This is a genomic window from Nonomuraea sp. MTCD27, from assembly GCF_041950495.1.
Lineage (GTDB): Bacteria > Actinomycetota > Actinomycetes > Streptosporangiales > Streptosporangiaceae > Nonomuraea.
The window spans coordinates 295,246-309,999 of the sequence record NZ_JBGNUW010000014.1; the positions used below are offsets into that span (position 1 = coordinate 295,246).

Sequence of the window (14,754 nt, forward strand, 5' to 3'; positions counted from 1 at the left end):
GCGGAGGGGCGCCGACCATGGTGAAGCCGGCGCCCCGGCCCGTCATGAGCGTCCCTTCGTCCGGCGGGTGGGCGGCGCGGTCAGCGGGTCCTCCGGCCAGGGGTGCTTGGGGTAGCGGCCGCGCATCTCCGCTCGTACGTGGCGGTAGCCGTCACGCCAGAACGAGGCCAGGTCCGCCGTGACCGCCAGCGGGCGACCCGCGGGGGAGAGCAGGTGGACGAGCACCGGCACGCCCGCGATCCGCGGCGTCTCCTGCAGGCCGAACAGCTCCTGCAGCTTCACCGCCAGCACCGGCTGCTCGCCCGAGTAGTCCACGCGGATGTTGGAGCCGGTCGGGACCTCGATGCGCTCCGGGGCGACCTGGTCCAGGCGCTCGCTCCACGGGATCAGGCGCTTCAGCGCGCCCGCGACGTCGATGCGTTCCAGGTCGGCGCGGCGGCGGGCCCTGGACAGCTCGGGCTCCAGCCACTGGTCGGCCAGGTCGGCGAGGGCGTCCATCGGGGGCCAGGGGGCGCCGATCGCGCGGTGGCAGAACGCCAGGCGGTCGCGCAGGTTCCTGGCCTGCCCGGTCCAGGTGAGCACGTCCTCGGTGCGCAGGCCGTACAGGATGGCCTCGCGCACGTCGGCGTCCTTGAGCGGGGTGGCGGACAGCTCGATCGCGCCCAGGCGTTCGACCCTGCGGGCGGACACGTCGCCGCGGCGCCCGCCCGGCGGGACGCGCCAGCTGACCTCGTCCTCGACCGTGGTGCCGACCGCGAGCCTGGCGGTGGCCTCGTCGATGACGACGGCCTGCCTGATCCGGGCGGAGGCCGAGCCGGTGGGGCGGTCGGCGATCGCGATGGCCAGCCATTCGGCGGTCTGGAGCCTGGAGCCCTCGGCCGGCTGGGCCTGGGTGCCGGACGCCATGAGGTAGCCGCCGCCGCGCCGGCGCGCCACCCGCTCCGGAAACGCCAGCGCCACGGCCATCCCGGCCACCGCGTCACCGTTCCCGCCACCGCTGTGCCGGGAACGGGGCAGGGCGCGGCGCAGGCGGCTGGTCTCCTGGCGCCAGCGGGACGCGAAACCGGTGCCGCCGCGGCGGGCCAGCCGCCAGACCTCCACCAGGTCGTCGGGCGCGTCGCGGGGCAGCTGCTCCGACAGCAGGGCCACCACCTCGGCGGCGTCCGGGCCGAGGTCGAGCAGGGCTCTGGCCAGGCGCGGGTGCACCCCGGCCAGCACCATCCGGCGGCCCCTGTCCGTCACCTGGACGGGTCCGGCCGCGCTCTCCGGCTCCCCGGGGCCGTCGATCCCGGGCCCGCCGTCGGGCGGGGCGGGGGCGGCGGGGAGGGGCGTACGGGAGGGAGCGGGGGTGAGGGCGCCGAGGGCCGTCAGGGTGCGGGTGGCGGCGGACAGGGCGGCGGGCGGGGGCGGGTCGAGCAGGGACAGGCCCGTGGCGCCGGGAGCGCCCCAGCAGGCGGCCTGGAGGGCGAACCCCGTCAGGTCCGCGAGCGCGATCTCCGGCCGGGCGTGCTCGGCGAGGCGCGCGTGGTCGGCCGCCGACCAGCAGCGGTAGACCGTCCCGGGCGCCTCGCGGCCGGCCCGCCCCGCGCGCTGGGTGGCGGACGCCTTCGAGACCCGGACCGTGGTGAGGGAGCCGAGGCCGCGGGCGTGGTCGGTACGCGGTTCGCGGGCCAGCCCCGAGTCCACCACCACCCGCACGCCGGGCACGGTCAGGCTCGACTCGGCGACCGACGTGGCCAGCACCACCCGGCGGCCCGTCCCGGGCGACAGCACGGCGTCCTGGACGTGCGGCGGGGCCTGGCCGTGCACCTGGAGGAGCTGCTCCACCTCACCGGCCAGCATCCCGGCCACCCTGGCGATCTCGCCCACGCCGGGCAGGAAGCACAGCACGTCGCCGTCCCGTTCGGCCAGCGCCCGGCGGACGACCGAGGCCACGTGGGACAGGAACGCGGGATCGACGCGCAGGCCGTGCGGCGGGGCGACCGGGCGGGACGGCGGGGCCCAGATCGTCTCGACGGGGTGGGCGTCGCCGGTGGCCGCGACGACGGGCCCGCCGATGAGCTCGGCCCACGGCGCGGCGTCGGCGGTGGCGGAGGTGGCCAGCAGGCGCAGGTCGGGGCGGAGCGTGTCGCGTACGTCGAGGAGGAAGGCCAGCGCCGTGTCGGCGTCGAGGTGGCGCTCGTGGCACTCGTCGAGCATGACCGCGTCCACCCCCGCCAGCTCCTGGTCCCGCTGCAGGCGTTGCAGCAGCACGCCGGTGGTGACCACCTCGACCATGGGGTTCGCGCCCACGTGCCGCTCGCCCCTGATCGTGTGGCTGACGCCCATGCGGCGGGCCGCCGCGCGGACGGCCAGCCGGCGCGGCTCGGCCACCAGGACGCGCAGGCCCGTCTCGGCCAGGGCGAGCGGGACCACGGTGGTCTTGCCGGTGCCGGGCGGGGCGGTCAGCACCGCGCTGCCGTGCCGGTCGAGCGTGGCCAGCAGCTCGGGCAGGACGTGCCGGATGGGCAGCCCCGCGGCCGCGTCAGCGACCCGCATGGGCCGCGACGGGAACCCTGCGGGCGGCGGACAGGACCGTGTCGAGCAGCCCGGGGAAGCGGGCCTCCAGGTCGTCGCGGCGCAGGCTCATGTATTTCAGCCGGCCCTCCTGCTTGGTGAGGACCACGCCGGACTCGCGCAGCGTGCGGTAGTGGTGCGAGGCGGTCGACTTGTGCACGCCGAGATCGTCCCCGGCCACCGTGCACGTCATCTCCCCGGCGGCGTCGAGGCGGACGGCGATCTCCAGGCGTACGGGATCCGAGAGCGCCCGCAGGACCTCTGTGAGCTCGATGTTCTCCGTGGCTGGATGAGGTAGCAGGCGCATGGCTGAAGCCTACCTCCGTCCCATTGTTTGACAACAATCCAACTATAAGACAGTTTGATGTGCGTCCAACTTTTTGCTGGAGGGTTCATGAGTTCACGGCTCTATCCGATGGCCGCCGGTAATTTCGCGATCGGTACGGGCATGTTCGTGACGGCCGGGCTGCTGCCGCCCATCTCCGCGGACCTGGGGGTTTCCCGGTCCGCCGCGGGGCAGCTCATGACCGTGTTCGCGCTGGCGTACGCGGTGCTGTCGCCCTTGCTGGCCGCCCTGACCGCACGCATGTCGCGCAGAACCCTGTTGCTGGTGGCCCTCAGCGTGTTCGTGGCGGGGAACACGCTGACCGCGCTGGCCCCGACGTACCCGCTGGTCATGCTGACCCGGGTGATCGCGGCGGCGGGGGCGGCGATGTTCACGCCCACGTCGTCGGCCGTGGCGAACGCGCTGACCGCTCCCGAGCGGCGCGGGCGCGCGCTGGCGCTGGTGATGGGCGGATTGAGCGTGTCGTCGGCCATCGGGGTGCCGCTCGGCACGTGGCTGGGGGAGGCCGCGGGCTGGCGGGCCACGTTGTGGATGGTCGCCGGGCTCGGGGTGCTCGGGCTCGTCGGGGTCGCGGCCCTGGTGCCCGAGGTGCACATCCCGGCGTCGGGGCGGTTGCGGGAGCGGTTCGAGCCGTTGCGGGACCGGCGGGTGCTGGCGGTCATGGTCACGCAGTTGCTGATGTTCGCGGCGGGGTTCAGCGCGTACACGTACATCGGGTCGATGTTCGACCTGCCGCTGCCCGCGCTGTTGTGGGCGTGGGGGCTGGGCGGCATCGTGGGGAACATGCTCGGCGGGCGGCTCACCGACGCGTACGGGCCGCGCCGGATGATCCTGTTCGGCCTGAGCGCGTCCGTGGTGTTCCTGGCGCTCATCCCCGTCGCCAACGTGGCGCTGCCCGTCGCGATGGCGTGGGGGTTCCTGTGGGGCGCGGTCGGCTGGATGGTCGCGCCGGCCCAGCAGTTCAGGACCGTCACCGCGGTGCCGGGCAGCGTGCCGATCGGGCTGGGGCTGCTGTCGTCGGCGCAGTACTTCGGGCTGTTCGTGGCGGGGCTGGCCGGCGGGGCGGCGCTGGAGACCTACGGCCGGATCGGCGTGGTCGTGCTGGCCACGGGGCTGGCCCTGGTCGCGCTGCTGTTCACGCTGGTCACCTACCGGGGGGTGGCGATCTCCGCCAAGGTGAGCGTGCCGGCCAGGTAGCGCCGGACGTCGGGCGCGACCGGGTGGGCTTGTGTCGCCGGGGCCGGGCCGCCCCGTGGCGCCACGTACTCCGGTAGCTGTGTGACCTCCTTTGGTAGGGGTTCGCCGCGCGGTGCTGTCGGCCAGAATGGCGGTTGTGCCAGATGACCGTGAACCGCGCGACGATCCCGCACCCGGCGTTCCCGACTCCTCGCCCGTCGAGGACCCGCGCAACGAGCCCGCGCCCTTCGCCGCCGTCGTCCTGCTGACGGGCGGCTCGGCGGTGGCCGTCATGGTGCTGGCCGCGCTCCTGTCCCACCCGCCCGGGCTGAAGTTCCTGCTGCTCGGGCCGGTCGCGCTCGTGGTGTTCGAGGTCGTCGCGTACGAGGTGTGGTGGCAGCGGTGGTGGGGCGCCGTCCCGGGGGCGGTGGCGGGGCTGGCGATCTATTTCGAGGGCCGCCAGGCGCTGGCCGACCTCATGGGCGACACCTGGGCCCACCCGGTCGCGTACGTCACCGCCTGGACCCTCTTCGCCGTCGTCTTCGCGCTGTGCAGCCGCTATCCCCGTTCGCTCTGATCTTCTCCGCCTTCCAGGGGATGGCCGGTCGCCCCACAGGCGGACGACGTCCCGGGGCGGGCGAGCCTACGGTCGGCGGCATGTTCAAGGACCAGGTGACCTTTCGCCGCGTCACGGCAGGCGTCCTGCTGATCGTGGCCCCGCTGCTCCAGGCCGTCGCCGTCGTCGTCGATCCCGGCACCTGGGGCGACGACCGGGAGTCGGTCAGCTACGGCGCGAACCCCGCGCTCGCCCAGACCCAGTCCGTCCTCTACCACTGGAGCTGGATGCTCATGGCCGTGGCCGTGCTCGGCCTGGTGCATCTGACCAGGCGCGAGGCCACGCGGCTGGGCCACGTGAGCGGGGTGCTCACGGTGCTCGGCTATCTGCAGCTGTCCGGCCTGCTGCTCAGCGATCCCGTGGAGTGGTGGCTGGGGCAGCACTACTCGCCGGAGGAGACGCAGCGCATCCTCGACGAGATGCTCAACCTGCCCGGAGTGGTGTTCGGGTTCCAGATGCCGTGGATGTTCTTCGGGTTCATCGGCCTGCCGCTGCTGTGCGTGGCGGTGTGGCGGGCCGGGTTCGTCGGATGGTGGGTGCCGCTGGTGGTGGCCGCCGGATATCTCGGCGGGTTCCTGGTGCCGTACGGGCCGCTGACCGTGCCGTTCTGGGTCGTCCCCGTCGCCGGGCTGGGCTGGACCGGGCTGAAGATCCTGCGCATGGGCGACGAGGCGTGGGCGGCGTACTATCCGGCGGCGGCGCGCGTCAGCCCTGAGCCGGAATCCAGCCTGCGGTGACGGCGAGGATCACGAAGAAGCCGAGGATGATCCGGTAGATCACGAAGATGGTGAAGCGGTGGGTGCTGATGTAGCGCAGGAACCAGGCCACCGCCGCGTAGCCGACGATGAACGAGATGACGGTGGCGAGGATCGTCGGCCCCCACTCGGGGGCCGGGCCCTCGCCGATGTCCTTCAGCTCGAACAGGCCGGAGGCCAGCACGGCCGGGATGGCCAGCAGGAAGGAGTATTTCGCGGCGTCCTCGCGGCGGTAGTCGAGCAGCAGACCGGCGGTCACGGTGCCGCCGGAGCGGGAGACGCCCGGGATCAGGGCCAGCGACTGCGCGAAGCCGTAGATGACGGCGTGGGTGAAGCTGAGGTGCTTCTCCAGCGTGAGCTTGTTGCGGGCGGTGCGGTCGGCGAACCACAGGATGAGGGCGAAGACGATCAGCGTGGTGCCCACCAGGCGCAGGTCGCGGAAGCTCGTCTCGATCTGGTCCTTCAGCGTCAGGCCGAGGATGCCGATGGGCAGCGTGCCGACGATGATGAACCAGCCCATGCGCGCTGCCCAGTGACCGCGCAGCTCCTTGTTGAACAGGGAGCGCGTCCAGGTGGAGACGATCTCCCAGATCTCCTGGCGGAAATAGATCAGCACGGCGGTCTCCGTGCCGAGCTGGATGACCGCCGTGAACGCCGCCCCCGGGTCCTGCCAGCCGGCGAAAGCGGAGACCACACGGATGTGGGCGCTGGAGGAGATCGGCAGGAACTCCGTGAGCCCCTGGATCAACCCCAGAACCACCGCTTCAAGCCAGCCGATCACGACTACACCTTTCGAGCACGCGGGAGTGACGAGGGTGAGGTTAGCGGAATCGGCGGCCCCGCAGGTGTTCTCGCGGGGCCAGGGGCTAGCGCTTCCAGACCTGGGCGTTGGCCCGGGCGAAGTCGGCGAAGTCGCGGGCCGGGCGGCCGAGCGCCTGGTGCACGCCGTCGGTGATGCTCGCGTTGCGGCCGTCCAAAATCTCGGTGAACAGATGGCTCAGGCCCGCCGCCTCCTCGGGCGTGACCCCGTGCGACACCGCCGAGGCGATGTACTCGTCGGTCGTGACGGGGACGAACGTGATCTCCCTGCCGGTGGCCGCGGACAGCTCGGCGGCCACCTGCGCGAACGTCAGCAGCCGTGGCCCCGTCAGCTCGTACAGCCGGCCCGCGTGCCCCTCCTGGGTGAGCGCCGCCACGGCGATGTCGACGATGTCCTCGACGTCCAGGAACGGCTCGGGGACGTCCGTGGCGGGCAGCGCGATGACGCCGTCGAGGACCGCGCCGAGCAGGAAGTCCTCGCTGAAGTTCTGCATGAACCAGCTGCAGCGCAGCACCGTCCACTCGGCGCCCGACTCCTGGACGGTCCGCTCGCTGGCCTGCGCCTCCGGCTCGCCCCGCCCGGACAGCAGGACCAGCCGCCGCGTGCCGGTGCGCACGGCGAGCTCCGTGAACGCCTTGATGTCGTCGTACGCGCCGGGGAAGGCGAGGTCGGGGTAGTAGGACAGGTAGACGCTCGTGACGCCGTCGAGAGCGGCGGGCCAGGTGGAGCGGTCCTGCCACTCGAAGGCCGGCGTGCCGGAGCGGGACCCGATCCGTACGGGCAGGTCGAGCGCGGTGAGCCGGTCAGCTATGCGGCGGCCGGTCTTACCGGTGCCGCCGAGCACCAAAATCGTCATGCATCTAGTAAGTCCCCATACCGATAAGACTCTCCATGGTTGAGAAGCGCAATCCCATATGCGATCGTCTAGCCCATGGACCAGCTCGCGGCGCTACTCGACGGCCCGAGAGCGCGCGGCGCCTTCCTGCTCCGCTCGATCCTGGATCCGCCCTGGTCGTTGCGCATCCAGGACGAGGCCCCGCTGTCGGTGATGGCGCAGGTCCGGGGCGAGTCGTGGATCACGTTCGACGGGGGCGAGCCCGTGCACCTGGAGCCGGGCCAGGTGGCGATCGCGCGGGGGCCGGAGCCGTACACCGTGGCCGACGACCCCCGCACCGAGCCGCAGATCGTCATCCACCCCGGCCAGCACTGCACCACGCTCGACGGCGTGTCCCTCTACCAGGCCATGGACCTGGGCGTGCGGACCTGGGGCAACGACCCGGAGGGCGGCACCGTGCTGCTCACCGGCACCTACAACCTGGAGGGCGAGGTCAGCAGGCGGCTGCTCGAAGCGCTGCCCCAGCTGATCGTGCAGCCGGGCGACCCGATCATCTCGCTGCTCGGCGCGGAGATCGTCAAGGATGAGCCGGGCCAGGAGGCGGTCCTCGACCGGCTGCTGGACCTGCTGCTCATCGCGGTGCTGCGGGCGCACTTCGCCACGCACGAGGCGCCCGCCTGGTATCGCGCGATGAGCGACCCCGTGGTGGGCAAGGCCATGCGCATGCTGCACAACAACCCCGCCCACCCGTGGACGGTCGCCACGCTGGCCGCCGAGGTGGGCGTGTCCAGGGCCTCGCTGGCCAGGCGCTTCACCGAGCTGGTGGGCGAGCCGCCGATGGCCTTCCTCACCGACTGGCGGCTGGCGCTGGCCGCCGACCTGCTGCGCGAGCCCGACGCCACGATCGGTTCCGTGGCCAGGAAGGTCGGCTACGGCAGCCCGTTCGCGCTCAGCGCGGCCTTCAAGCGGGTACGGGGCATCAGCCCGCAGGAGTATCGGGGCGTCGGAGCCGTCAGGTGAAACCCCTGCTCCTGCTCGACGTGGACGGCGTGCTCAACCCGATGGGCCGGCCGACCCCGGACTTCCGGCGGTACAGGTGCACGGTCGGCACCGACGTCTACACCGTGCACCTGAACCCCCGGCACGGCCGCCGGCTGCTCGACCTGGCCCTGACCACCGGCTCCGAGCTGGTCTGGGCCACCACCTGGGAGCACCACGCCAACGACTGGATCGCGCCCAGGATCGGCCTGCCCTCGCTTCCCGTGATCTCCATGAGCCCGGACACGCCGAGCGAGCACGGGGAGATGTTCAAGACGCGGCACGTGGCGGAGTACGCGGGGCGGCGGCCGTTCGTCTGGTTCGACGACCAGGTGTGGGCGGAGGACGAGGAATACCTCAGGGTGCATCAGGGGCTCGACGATTTCCTGCTCATCCATGTGGACCCCAGGCATGGACTGACCAGCCGACATCTGGGCATGGCACATGAGTGGCTGACCCTTACAGGGTTTTCTCAGGGTTCCTGACGGGAGTCCCTGGAGCCGGCCATCCGTTCTCCAGACAGGTCGAAAAACCACACGGAGGAACAGCATGTACCGCTCACGAGAGCACAGGATCCTGGCCGGCGTCTGCGGCGGTCTCGCCGACAAGATGGGGCTGCCGCCCACCCTCGTACGGATCCTCTGGTTGCTGCTGTCGCTCATTCCGGGGCCGCTCTGGGTGGTCTACGTCGTGATGTGGATCCTCATCCCGGAAGAGCCGAAGGGCTACCGGACGGCCGCATAATCGCTGGGGGGAATGGTCCGTGCACCGGTCGCAAACCCATGTGCACGGGTCATCAATGACGTTCCGGCCTCATTGGACAAAGCTCTTCTGTACCAGCAAACGGGGACAGGAGAGGAAATGTCCAGGAGAATCGCCAGAAGAATGACGATGAGCCTGGCCGTACTGGCGGCGAGCGGGATGCCGCTGACGGCCGCGGCCGGGCCCGCCTGGGCCGCCGAGTCGGCCGGAAAGAACGTCAGCGCGGAGGTCGGGGGAGCTTATGGCGCCTTCCACCACAACGGGGACCGTTTCCAGCTCTGGGACAAGAGCTGCAACGACCGGCGGGCCGTGGTCCTGCACGTCTACGGATACGGCAAGGTGCGGCACTACTGGAACAAGTCGTGCGGGACGCGCTGGTTCCACACCTTCGACCCGCCGGAGAAGACCTACATCGGAATCAAGGTCTGCGTCGCCTACCGGGGTCTGGACCGCTGCTCCGAACGTAAATGGGGCAGGGCGTAGAAAGCTCCGGCGGTGAATGATGGCGTGTTCGCGGATTTCCGCGGGCGCGCCATTGTCATGGTGGCGCGAGCTGCGCCACCCGGTCGCGGACGGTGTCGTCCAGATGGCCTTCGAGCAGCCCGTTGTTCGCGGAGGGCCGGCAGGCGGTGGTGACGCGGACGGAGGCCGGGGGGCCGTCCGCATAGCCGAAGAGCACCTCGAACCGGCCGCCGCCCACCCCGCGGAGCGGGTGGCAGGCGTTCCGGCTCGGCCCGGCGGCCACCGAGTTCAGCGCCGCCGCCAGCTCATGGGCCTGCTTCGCCCCGTACTCCGTCCGCCGGGCCGGCTCGTCGTGCCGGCCGATCCGGCACACCACGACCTTGACCGGTCCTTCGGGCACCATCCGCGCGTCCTGCCCGCGCCGGCCGAGCGAGCCCGGGCAGGGCCGCTCGGGCTGGTCGAGGCGCCACGTCCCCGTACGGTAGGCGGCGGTGAGGCTGTCGCCGACGTACACGTGGCTGAGTGCCGTGCCGTTCGTGGTCGTCACGCAGGAGTTCACCTCCTCGGCGCTGCCCAGCCACAACCCCCGGCCGTCGGGGTAGGCGAACCGGACGAGGTAGTTCGTCGCCGGTCCGGCCATCAGCGTGCACGCGATCTCGGCGCCGTCGGTGCCGACCGGAAGGTAGCCCAGGTCATGGGCCATCGCCCTGGCCTGGCCGGTCAGGGTCCGCGATCCGGCCAGCCCGCCCGACCGGGTGTTTCCCGGATATGCGCAGATCAGCGCGCTGACCGGGCTGCCGGGCACCAGCGAGTCCGCGGCGCCGTCGAGGCCGGACGGGGCCGGCACCCAGCCGTGGGTCTCACACCGCCTTGGACGCCATTCGCCCGCCTGTCGGTTCACTCCTCTCCTCCCCGCCTCCCGGCGCGGCCGTCCCCCCGGGCTCGTAGATTGGGCGGGTGATTCGGATCGACCATCTCGACCACCTGGTCCTCACCGTGACCGACATCGACGGCACCATGGCCTTCTACAGCCGGGTCCTCGGCATGGAGCCGGTGGCGTTCGAGGGCGGCCGCCACGCCCTGCGCTTCGGCGTCCAGAAGATCAACCTGCATCGGGCGGGTGCGGAGATCGACCCGAAGGCGGCCCGTCCCACGCCCGGATCCGCCGATCTCTGCCTGATCAGCGCCGTCCCGATCGAGGAGGTCGTGCGGCACCTCGAGACCTGCGGCGTACCGGTCGAGGAGGGCCCGGTCCCGCGTACGGGGGCGCAGGGCACGATCACGTCGGTCTACTTCCGCGACCCCGACGGCAACCTCATCGAGGTCTCCACCTACTGAGGCCACCGAGGGGTCCGGGGGCCGTGCTCCCGGGTCCGGGACCCGGCATATCCTCGAGACATGAGGGCTAGGCCGCTGACGCTCATCCAGGATGAGCTCGTCGACTACGACAAGGCGATGGAGCGCATGACCGACATGGTCGGGCAGCGCCAACGGGACGAGCGGCCGGACACGCTCTGGCTGCTGAGCCACCCGTCCGTCTACACGATCGGGCGCCGCACCCCGGTCTCCCACCTGCCTGACCCGGGCCGCGGCATCCCCGTCGTCGAGACCGGTCGCGGCGGCCAGCTCACCTACCACGGGCCCGGCCAGCTCGTCGGCTACCTCATCGTCAAGCTCGACGAGGGCGAGGGCATCGTCGACTACGTGCGCGAGGTGGAGCTGCGGCTGGTGGCGGCGCTGGGCAAGCTGGGCCTGCCGGCCGAGCGCCGCGACACGCCGCCGGGGTCCGAGTTGCTGACCGGCGTCTGGACGGCCGAGACCGGGCGCAAGATCGTCTCGATCGGGATGCGGCAGAGCCGGGGGGTCACCAGCCACGGGTTCGCGCTCAACGTCGACGGCGACCTGACGCCGTGGGACTGGGCCGTCGCCTGCGGGATGCCGGACGTGGACATGACCTCGCTCAAGCGCGAGCTGGGCGCCACCGCCGCCACGCAGGACGCCGCCACCGACGCCGCCACCATGGGCGCTGTCACCATGGACGACGTGCGGGCCGCCGCCGCGGAGGCGTTCGAGGCGACCTGACGGCCGAGGTCATCCTCAGGGAGGAAATATTGTCATTCCTTCCTGCCCATCCGCCGAAATACGCAATGATCCGCTTTGGTCACACGCCCCGACGGGGGGATCGACTGAAGATTGGAGCATTGTGCGAAGAAGAGTTTCCATGCTCGCCGCCGCTCTCCTGGCGCTGGCGACAGCGTTACCGATTTCGGCGGCCAATGCGGCCACCGGCACGACCACGGAGAGCACGGAGAGCATCGCCTGGGCGCCCTGTGAGGAGGAGCCCAGCGCCGAGTGCGGCAAGCTGACCGTCCCGATCGACTGGTCCAAGCCGGACGGGCCGAAGGTCGACATCGCCGTGGCCCGGCGCAAGGCCACCGACCCCGCGGCGCGGGTCGGATCTCTGGTGATCAACCCCGGGGGGCCGGGCGGGTCAGGGGTGGAGGCCGTCTACGGCGCCCCCGGCTCCTACACCGAGGAGCTCCAGCGGCGCTTCGACATCGTCGGCTTCGACCCCCGGGGTGTCGGTCGCAGCAATCCGGTGATCTGCTCGGCGTCCGTCTACAACCAGATGCCGCACACCGTCATGAAGAGCCAGGCCGACTTCGACGCCTGGAACGCCTTCACGAAGAAGCTGCACGCGGACTGCCGGGCCCGTACCGGTGCTCTGTACGACCACGTCGACTCCGTCGACGTCGCACGTGACATGGACGCCCTCCGCGCCGCCCTCGGCGAGGAGAAGCTCACGTTCTACGGCATCTCGTACGGCACCCTGATCGGGCAGATGTACGCCGAGCTGTTCCCGCGCCGCGTCCGGGCACTCGCGCTCGACAGCAACATGGACCACAGCCTCGGTGTCGAGGGCTTCCTCGCCACGGAGGCGCTCGCCGTCGAGGACGCGTTCGACCAGTTCGTCGGCTGGTGCGACCAGGACCCCAGCTGTGTCCTGCACGGCCGCGACATCCGCGCGATCTGGAAGGACCTGCTGGACAAGGCCCGCCGCGGTGAGCTGACCTACCCGAGCACGGGCCAGAAGATGACCGAGCTGCAGGTCATCTACAACGCCGCGCTGGGCAACGAGGGGCCCGACTGGCACACGCTGAGCCAGACGATCAACTGGCTGGCCGGCGGGGAGCCGCCGGACTGGGTGCCGCCGCTGCCCGGTCGTGGCCCGGTGGAGGGGGACGTCGCGTACCTGCCGACCGCGATCCTCTGCCAGGACTACAACCTCCGGTTGCGCAACTACACGGAGTACGCCGCGCTCATGCACGTCTCCAACCGGCTCGCGCCCGACACGCGGTACCACCCGTACCCGATCGACGACCTGCCGATCTGCATGAACTACCCGACCACCAACCCGCCGCACTCGCTGAAGTACACCGGCGACGCCCCGCTGCTGCTCGGGAACTCGCTGCACGACCCCGCCACGCCGTGGATCTGGTCGGCCAACGCGGCCCGCCAGCTCGGCTCCAAGGCGGTGCTGCTCACGTACGAGGGCTGGGGGCACCGCATCTACGGCAAGGACAAGTGCCAGACGGACATCATCGACGAGTACCTCATCTCGCTGAAGGTGCCCCCGCACGGCACCCGCTGCGCCGTGGGCACGCCTGAGGAGAGCCTGCTCAAGCGCCAGCCGCAGCGCACGTGGCCGACGGACCGGCTCAGCTGGGGCGTTCCGGCCTGACCTGCTCGTGGGTACGGCCCGCCCGGGCCGTACCCACGGCTTTGCACCTATCAGCTCCTACTTGGCGGGGACCTCGTCGATCGTGCGGCGGGGACCCGTGAACCAGTGCCGGGCCGACAGCGCCCACCACAGGGCGATCCCGATCAGCACCACACCCACCGCGATGGGCGCGTAGTTGACCGACGTCCAGGCGAAGTCCGCGTTGCCCGGCACGCCGGCCGGCGAGAACGGCATGATGAAGTAGATCGACACGATCACGATCTCGACGCAGGCGATCCAGCACAGGGCCTTGTACTTCTTCCCGAGCGTCCACGGGCCGGGCTGGAACGCGTCGCCCATGCGCAGCCGGAGCCAGATCGGGATGAGGAACGCCAGGTAGAGCCCGATGACCGCGATCGACACGACGGCGTAGAACGCGACCGGCGTGGTCAGGCCGGGAGGGGCGTAGAGCGCGGGCAGGGTGATCAGCGCGGCCGCGACGCAGCCGGCGATGATCGCGTTCACCGGGGTGCGGTTGCGGTCCACCCTGGACCAGAGCCGCCAGCCGGGCACCGCCCCGTCGCGCGAGAACGCGTACGTCATCCGCGACATCGACGTCACGCAGCTCATCCCGCAGAAGAACTGGCCGATCGTGGAGATCGCGAAGATCGCCGTGGCCAGCGGGGACGAGAGCGCGGTCTCGAAGATGGCGCCGACGAATCCGCCCTGTTTGTTGATCTCGTCCACGTTCGTGGCGGCGAACAGGAAGGCCAGCAGCAGGATCCATCCGCCGATGGCCGAGTAGAAGATCGACTGCCACAGGCCGCGCGCCGCGCTCTTCGCCGCGCCCTGCGTCTCCTCCGACACGTGGGCACAGGCGTCGAAGCCGGTGATCGTGTACTGGGTGAGCAGGAAGCCGAGCGGCAGCACGTACAGCCAGAAGGGCAGCCCGTCCGAGCCGTCGCCGAAGCCGGAGTTGTTGTTGGTGCCGAAGAAGACGAAGCTCGCGGACTGGTGGTTCTCCGGGGCGAAGATCAGGATGGCGACCACGATCGCGGCGCCGGCCACATGCCACCAGACCGAGATGTTCTGCAGCAGCGAGATCAGCTTGTGGCTGTAGATGTTGATCAGGGCGTGCAGCGCCAGGATGATCACGAACAGCAGGAACGCCTGCGGGAGAGTGGCCTCCCACGCGCCGCCGGTCAGCCGGTTGAGGGTGATGTTGAGGAAGGTCGCGCAGCCGTAGTCGACGGACGCGGTGACGGCGATGAGGCCGATCAGGTTGAGCCAGCCGGTGAACCAGCCGTGGATCGGCTTGCCCAGCTTGGCGGCCCACCAGTAGATGCCGCCCGCCGTCGGATACGCCGACACCAGCTCCGACATGCAGAAGCCGATGATCAGGATGAACAGGGAGATCAGCGGCCAGCCCCAGGAGATGGCGATGGGGCCGCCGTTGTTCCAGGCTTGTCCGAAGGTGGTGAAGCAGCCGGCGAGGATGGAGATGATCGAGAAGGAGATGGCGAAGTTCGAGAAACCGCTCCAGGTGCGGGCCAGCTCCTGCTTGTAGCCGAGCTCGGCGAGTCGCCTGGAATCCTCTTCAGTGGTCATTGAGGTCTCCCTGGGGGCGTGGAGGACGCTCCTTTTGGTCTACGTCTAGACCATTTCGC

General features: G+C 70.9%; 16 protein-coding genes. 10 read left to right on the forward strand and 6 right to left on the reverse strand.

All coding sequences use genetic code 11. The annotated features are described in order from the left end of the window. Nucleotides 1-42: 42 nt before the first annotated feature. Both ACBJ59_RS36860 and ACBJ59_RS36865 read right to left on the reverse strand, forming a co-directional pair. On the reverse strand, nucleotides 43-2,538 hold the full coding sequence (locus ACBJ59_RS36860; RefSeq protein ID WP_375114807.1) for an ATP-dependent RNA helicase: 2,496 nt from the start codon (nucleotides 2,536-2,538) through the stop codon (nucleotides 43-45). Further along, nucleotides 2,525-2,863 carry an ArsR/SmtB family transcription factor gene (locus tag ACBJ59_RS36865; protein ID WP_375114808.1) on the reverse strand — a complete coding sequence of 113 codons (339 nt, stop codon included), beginning with the start codon at nucleotides 2,861-2,863 and terminating at the stop codon, nucleotides 2,525-2,527. The genes ACBJ59_RS36860 and ACBJ59_RS36865 overlap by 14 nt, the downstream gene beginning before the upstream one ends. 87 nt (nucleotides 2,864-2,950) lie before the next feature. Between ACBJ59_RS36865 and ACBJ59_RS36870 the strand changes: the two genes are divergently transcribed. The 3 genes from ACBJ59_RS36870 to ACBJ59_RS36880 all read left to right on the forward strand — a co-directional run bounded on the left by ACBJ59_RS36870 (nucleotide 2,951) and on the right by ACBJ59_RS36880 (nucleotide 5,431). After that, nucleotides 2,951-4,099 carry an MFS transporter gene (locus ACBJ59_RS36870; RefSeq protein ID WP_375114809.1) on the forward strand — a complete coding sequence of 383 codons (1,149 nt, stop codon included), beginning with the start codon at nucleotides 2,951-2,953 and terminating at the stop codon, nucleotides 4,097-4,099. Between the two features lie 136 nt (nucleotides 4,100-4,235). Continuing rightward, a complete protein-coding gene (locus tag ACBJ59_RS36875) occupies nucleotides 4,236-4,655 on the forward strand; it encodes a hypothetical protein (RefSeq protein WP_375114810.1) in 420 nt (139 codons plus the stop codon). Between the two features lie 80 nt (nucleotides 4,656-4,735). Next, nucleotides 4,736-5,431, forward strand: a complete 696-nt coding sequence (locus tag ACBJ59_RS36880) for a hypothetical protein (protein ID WP_375114811.1) — start codon at nucleotides 4,736-4,738, stop codon at nucleotides 5,429-5,431. Here the strand turns inward: ACBJ59_RS36880 and ACBJ59_RS36885 are convergent. Both ACBJ59_RS36885 and ACBJ59_RS36890 read right to left on the reverse strand, forming a co-directional pair. After that, complete coding sequence (locus ACBJ59_RS36885) at nucleotides 5,400-6,230, reverse strand: undecaprenyl-diphosphate phosphatase (RefSeq protein WP_375114812.1); 831 nt, start codon at nucleotides 6,228-6,230, stop codon at nucleotides 5,400-5,402. The genes ACBJ59_RS36880 and ACBJ59_RS36885 overlap by 32 nt on opposite strands. A gap of 85 nt (nucleotides 6,231-6,315) precedes the next feature. After that, entirely contained in the window at nucleotides 6,316-7,125 is an 810-nt protein-coding gene (locus ACBJ59_RS36890; protein WP_375114813.1) for an NmrA family transcriptional regulator, read from the reverse strand. A gap of 75 nt (nucleotides 7,126-7,200) precedes the next feature. Between ACBJ59_RS36890 and ACBJ59_RS36895 the strand changes: the two genes are divergently transcribed. From ACBJ59_RS36895 to ACBJ59_RS36910, 4 genes are all read left to right on the forward strand, one after another. Further along, nucleotides 7,201-8,124, forward strand: a complete 924-nt coding sequence (locus tag ACBJ59_RS36895; RefSeq protein WP_375114814.1) for an AraC family transcriptional regulator — start codon at nucleotides 7,201-7,203, stop codon at nucleotides 8,122-8,124. Next, on the forward strand, nucleotides 8,121-8,627 hold the full coding sequence (locus ACBJ59_RS36900; protein WP_375114815.1) for an HAD domain-containing protein: 507 nt from the start codon (nucleotides 8,121-8,123) through the stop codon (nucleotides 8,625-8,627). The genes ACBJ59_RS36895 and ACBJ59_RS36900 overlap by 4 nt, the downstream gene beginning before the upstream one ends. Nucleotides 8,628-8,691: 64 nt before the next feature. Continuing rightward, nucleotides 8,692-8,886 (forward strand): PspC domain-containing protein, encoded by a 195-nt coding sequence (locus tag ACBJ59_RS36905; protein WP_375114816.1) that lies wholly within the window; start codon nucleotides 8,692-8,694, stop codon nucleotides 8,884-8,886. 117 nt (nucleotides 8,887-9,003) lie between these two features. Continuing rightward, nucleotides 9,004-9,387 (forward strand): hypothetical protein, encoded by a 384-nt coding sequence (locus tag ACBJ59_RS36910; RefSeq protein ID WP_375114817.1) that lies wholly within the window; start codon nucleotides 9,004-9,006, stop codon nucleotides 9,385-9,387. Between the two features lie 55 nt (nucleotides 9,388-9,442). On the opposite strand, the gene ACBJ59_RS36915 is transcribed toward ACBJ59_RS36910, so the two are convergent. Further along, nucleotides 9,443-10,213, reverse strand: a complete 771-nt coding sequence (locus ACBJ59_RS36915; RefSeq protein WP_375114818.1) for a hypothetical protein — start codon at nucleotides 10,211-10,213, stop codon at nucleotides 9,443-9,445. A gap of 110 nt (nucleotides 10,214-10,323) precedes the next feature. On the opposite strand from ACBJ59_RS36915, the gene ACBJ59_RS36920 reads away from it, so the two are divergent. The 3 genes from ACBJ59_RS36920 to ACBJ59_RS36930 all read left to right on the forward strand — a co-directional run bounded on the left by ACBJ59_RS36920 (nucleotide 10,324) and on the right by ACBJ59_RS36930 (nucleotide 13,108). After that, a complete protein-coding gene (locus ACBJ59_RS36920; RefSeq protein ID WP_364127508.1) occupies nucleotides 10,324-10,704 on the forward strand; it encodes a VOC family protein in 381 nt (126 codons plus the stop codon). Between the two features lie 60 nt (nucleotides 10,705-10,764). Then, nucleotides 10,765-11,448 carry a lipoyl(octanoyl) transferase LipB gene (lipB, locus tag ACBJ59_RS36925; RefSeq protein WP_375114819.1) on the forward strand — a complete coding sequence of 228 codons (684 nt, stop codon included), beginning with the start codon at nucleotides 10,765-10,767 and terminating at the stop codon, nucleotides 11,446-11,448. 139 nt (nucleotides 11,449-11,587) lie between these two features. Further along, nucleotides 11,588-13,108: an alpha/beta fold hydrolase gene (locus ACBJ59_RS36930; RefSeq protein ID WP_375114820.1), complete on the forward strand. Its 1,521-nt coding sequence runs from the start codon at nucleotides 11,588-11,590 to the stop codon at nucleotides 13,106-13,108. Between the two features lie 57 nt (nucleotides 13,109-13,165). Here the strand turns inward: ACBJ59_RS36930 and ACBJ59_RS36935 are convergent, their stop codons facing one another. Then, nucleotides 13,166-14,695: an amino acid permease gene (locus ACBJ59_RS36935; protein ID WP_375114821.1), complete on the reverse strand. Its 1,530-nt coding sequence runs from the start codon at nucleotides 14,693-14,695 to the stop codon at nucleotides 13,166-13,168. Nucleotides 14,696-14,754: the final 59 nt, after the last annotated feature.

Coding starts and splice junctions, on each gene's coding strand:
- ACBJ59_RS36860 (WP_375114807.1), bottom strand. CDS start 2,538: ATGCGGGTCGCTGACGCGGCCGCGGGGCTGCCCATCCGGCACGTCCTG.
- ACBJ59_RS36865 (WP_375114808.1), bottom strand. CDS start 2,863: ATGCGCCTGCTACCTCATCCAGCCACGGAGAACATCGAGCTCACAGAG.
- ACBJ59_RS36870 (WP_375114809.1), top strand. CDS start 2,951: ATGAGTTCACGGCTCTATCCGATGGCCGCCGGTAATTTCGCGATCGGT.
- ACBJ59_RS36880 (WP_375114811.1), top strand. CDS start 4,736: ATGTTCAAGGACCAGGTGACCTTTCGCCGCGTCACGGCAGGCGTCCTG.
- ACBJ59_RS36890 (WP_375114813.1), bottom strand. CDS start 7,125: ATGACGATTTTGGTGCTCGGCGGCACCGGTAAGACCGGCCGCCGCATA.
- ACBJ59_RS36895 (WP_375114814.1), top strand. CDS start 7,201: ATGGACCAGCTCGCGGCGCTACTCGACGGCCCGAGAGCGCGCGGCGCC.
- ACBJ59_RS36905 (WP_375114816.1), top strand. CDS start 8,692: ATGTACCGCTCACGAGAGCACAGGATCCTGGCCGGCGTCTGCGGCGGT.
- ACBJ59_RS36910 (WP_375114817.1), top strand. CDS start 9,004: ATGTCCAGGAGAATCGCCAGAAGAATGACGATGAGCCTGGCCGTACTG.
- lipB (WP_375114819.1), top strand. CDS start 10,765: ATGAGGGCTAGGCCGCTGACGCTCATCCAGGATGAGCTCGTCGACTAC.
- ACBJ59_RS36930 (WP_375114820.1), top strand. CDS start 11,588: ATGCTCGCCGCCGCTCTCCTGGCGCTGGCGACAGCGTTACCGATTTCG.
- ACBJ59_RS36935 (WP_375114821.1), bottom strand. CDS start 14,695: ATGACCACTGAAGAGGATTCCAGGCGACTCGCCGAGCTCGGCTACAAG.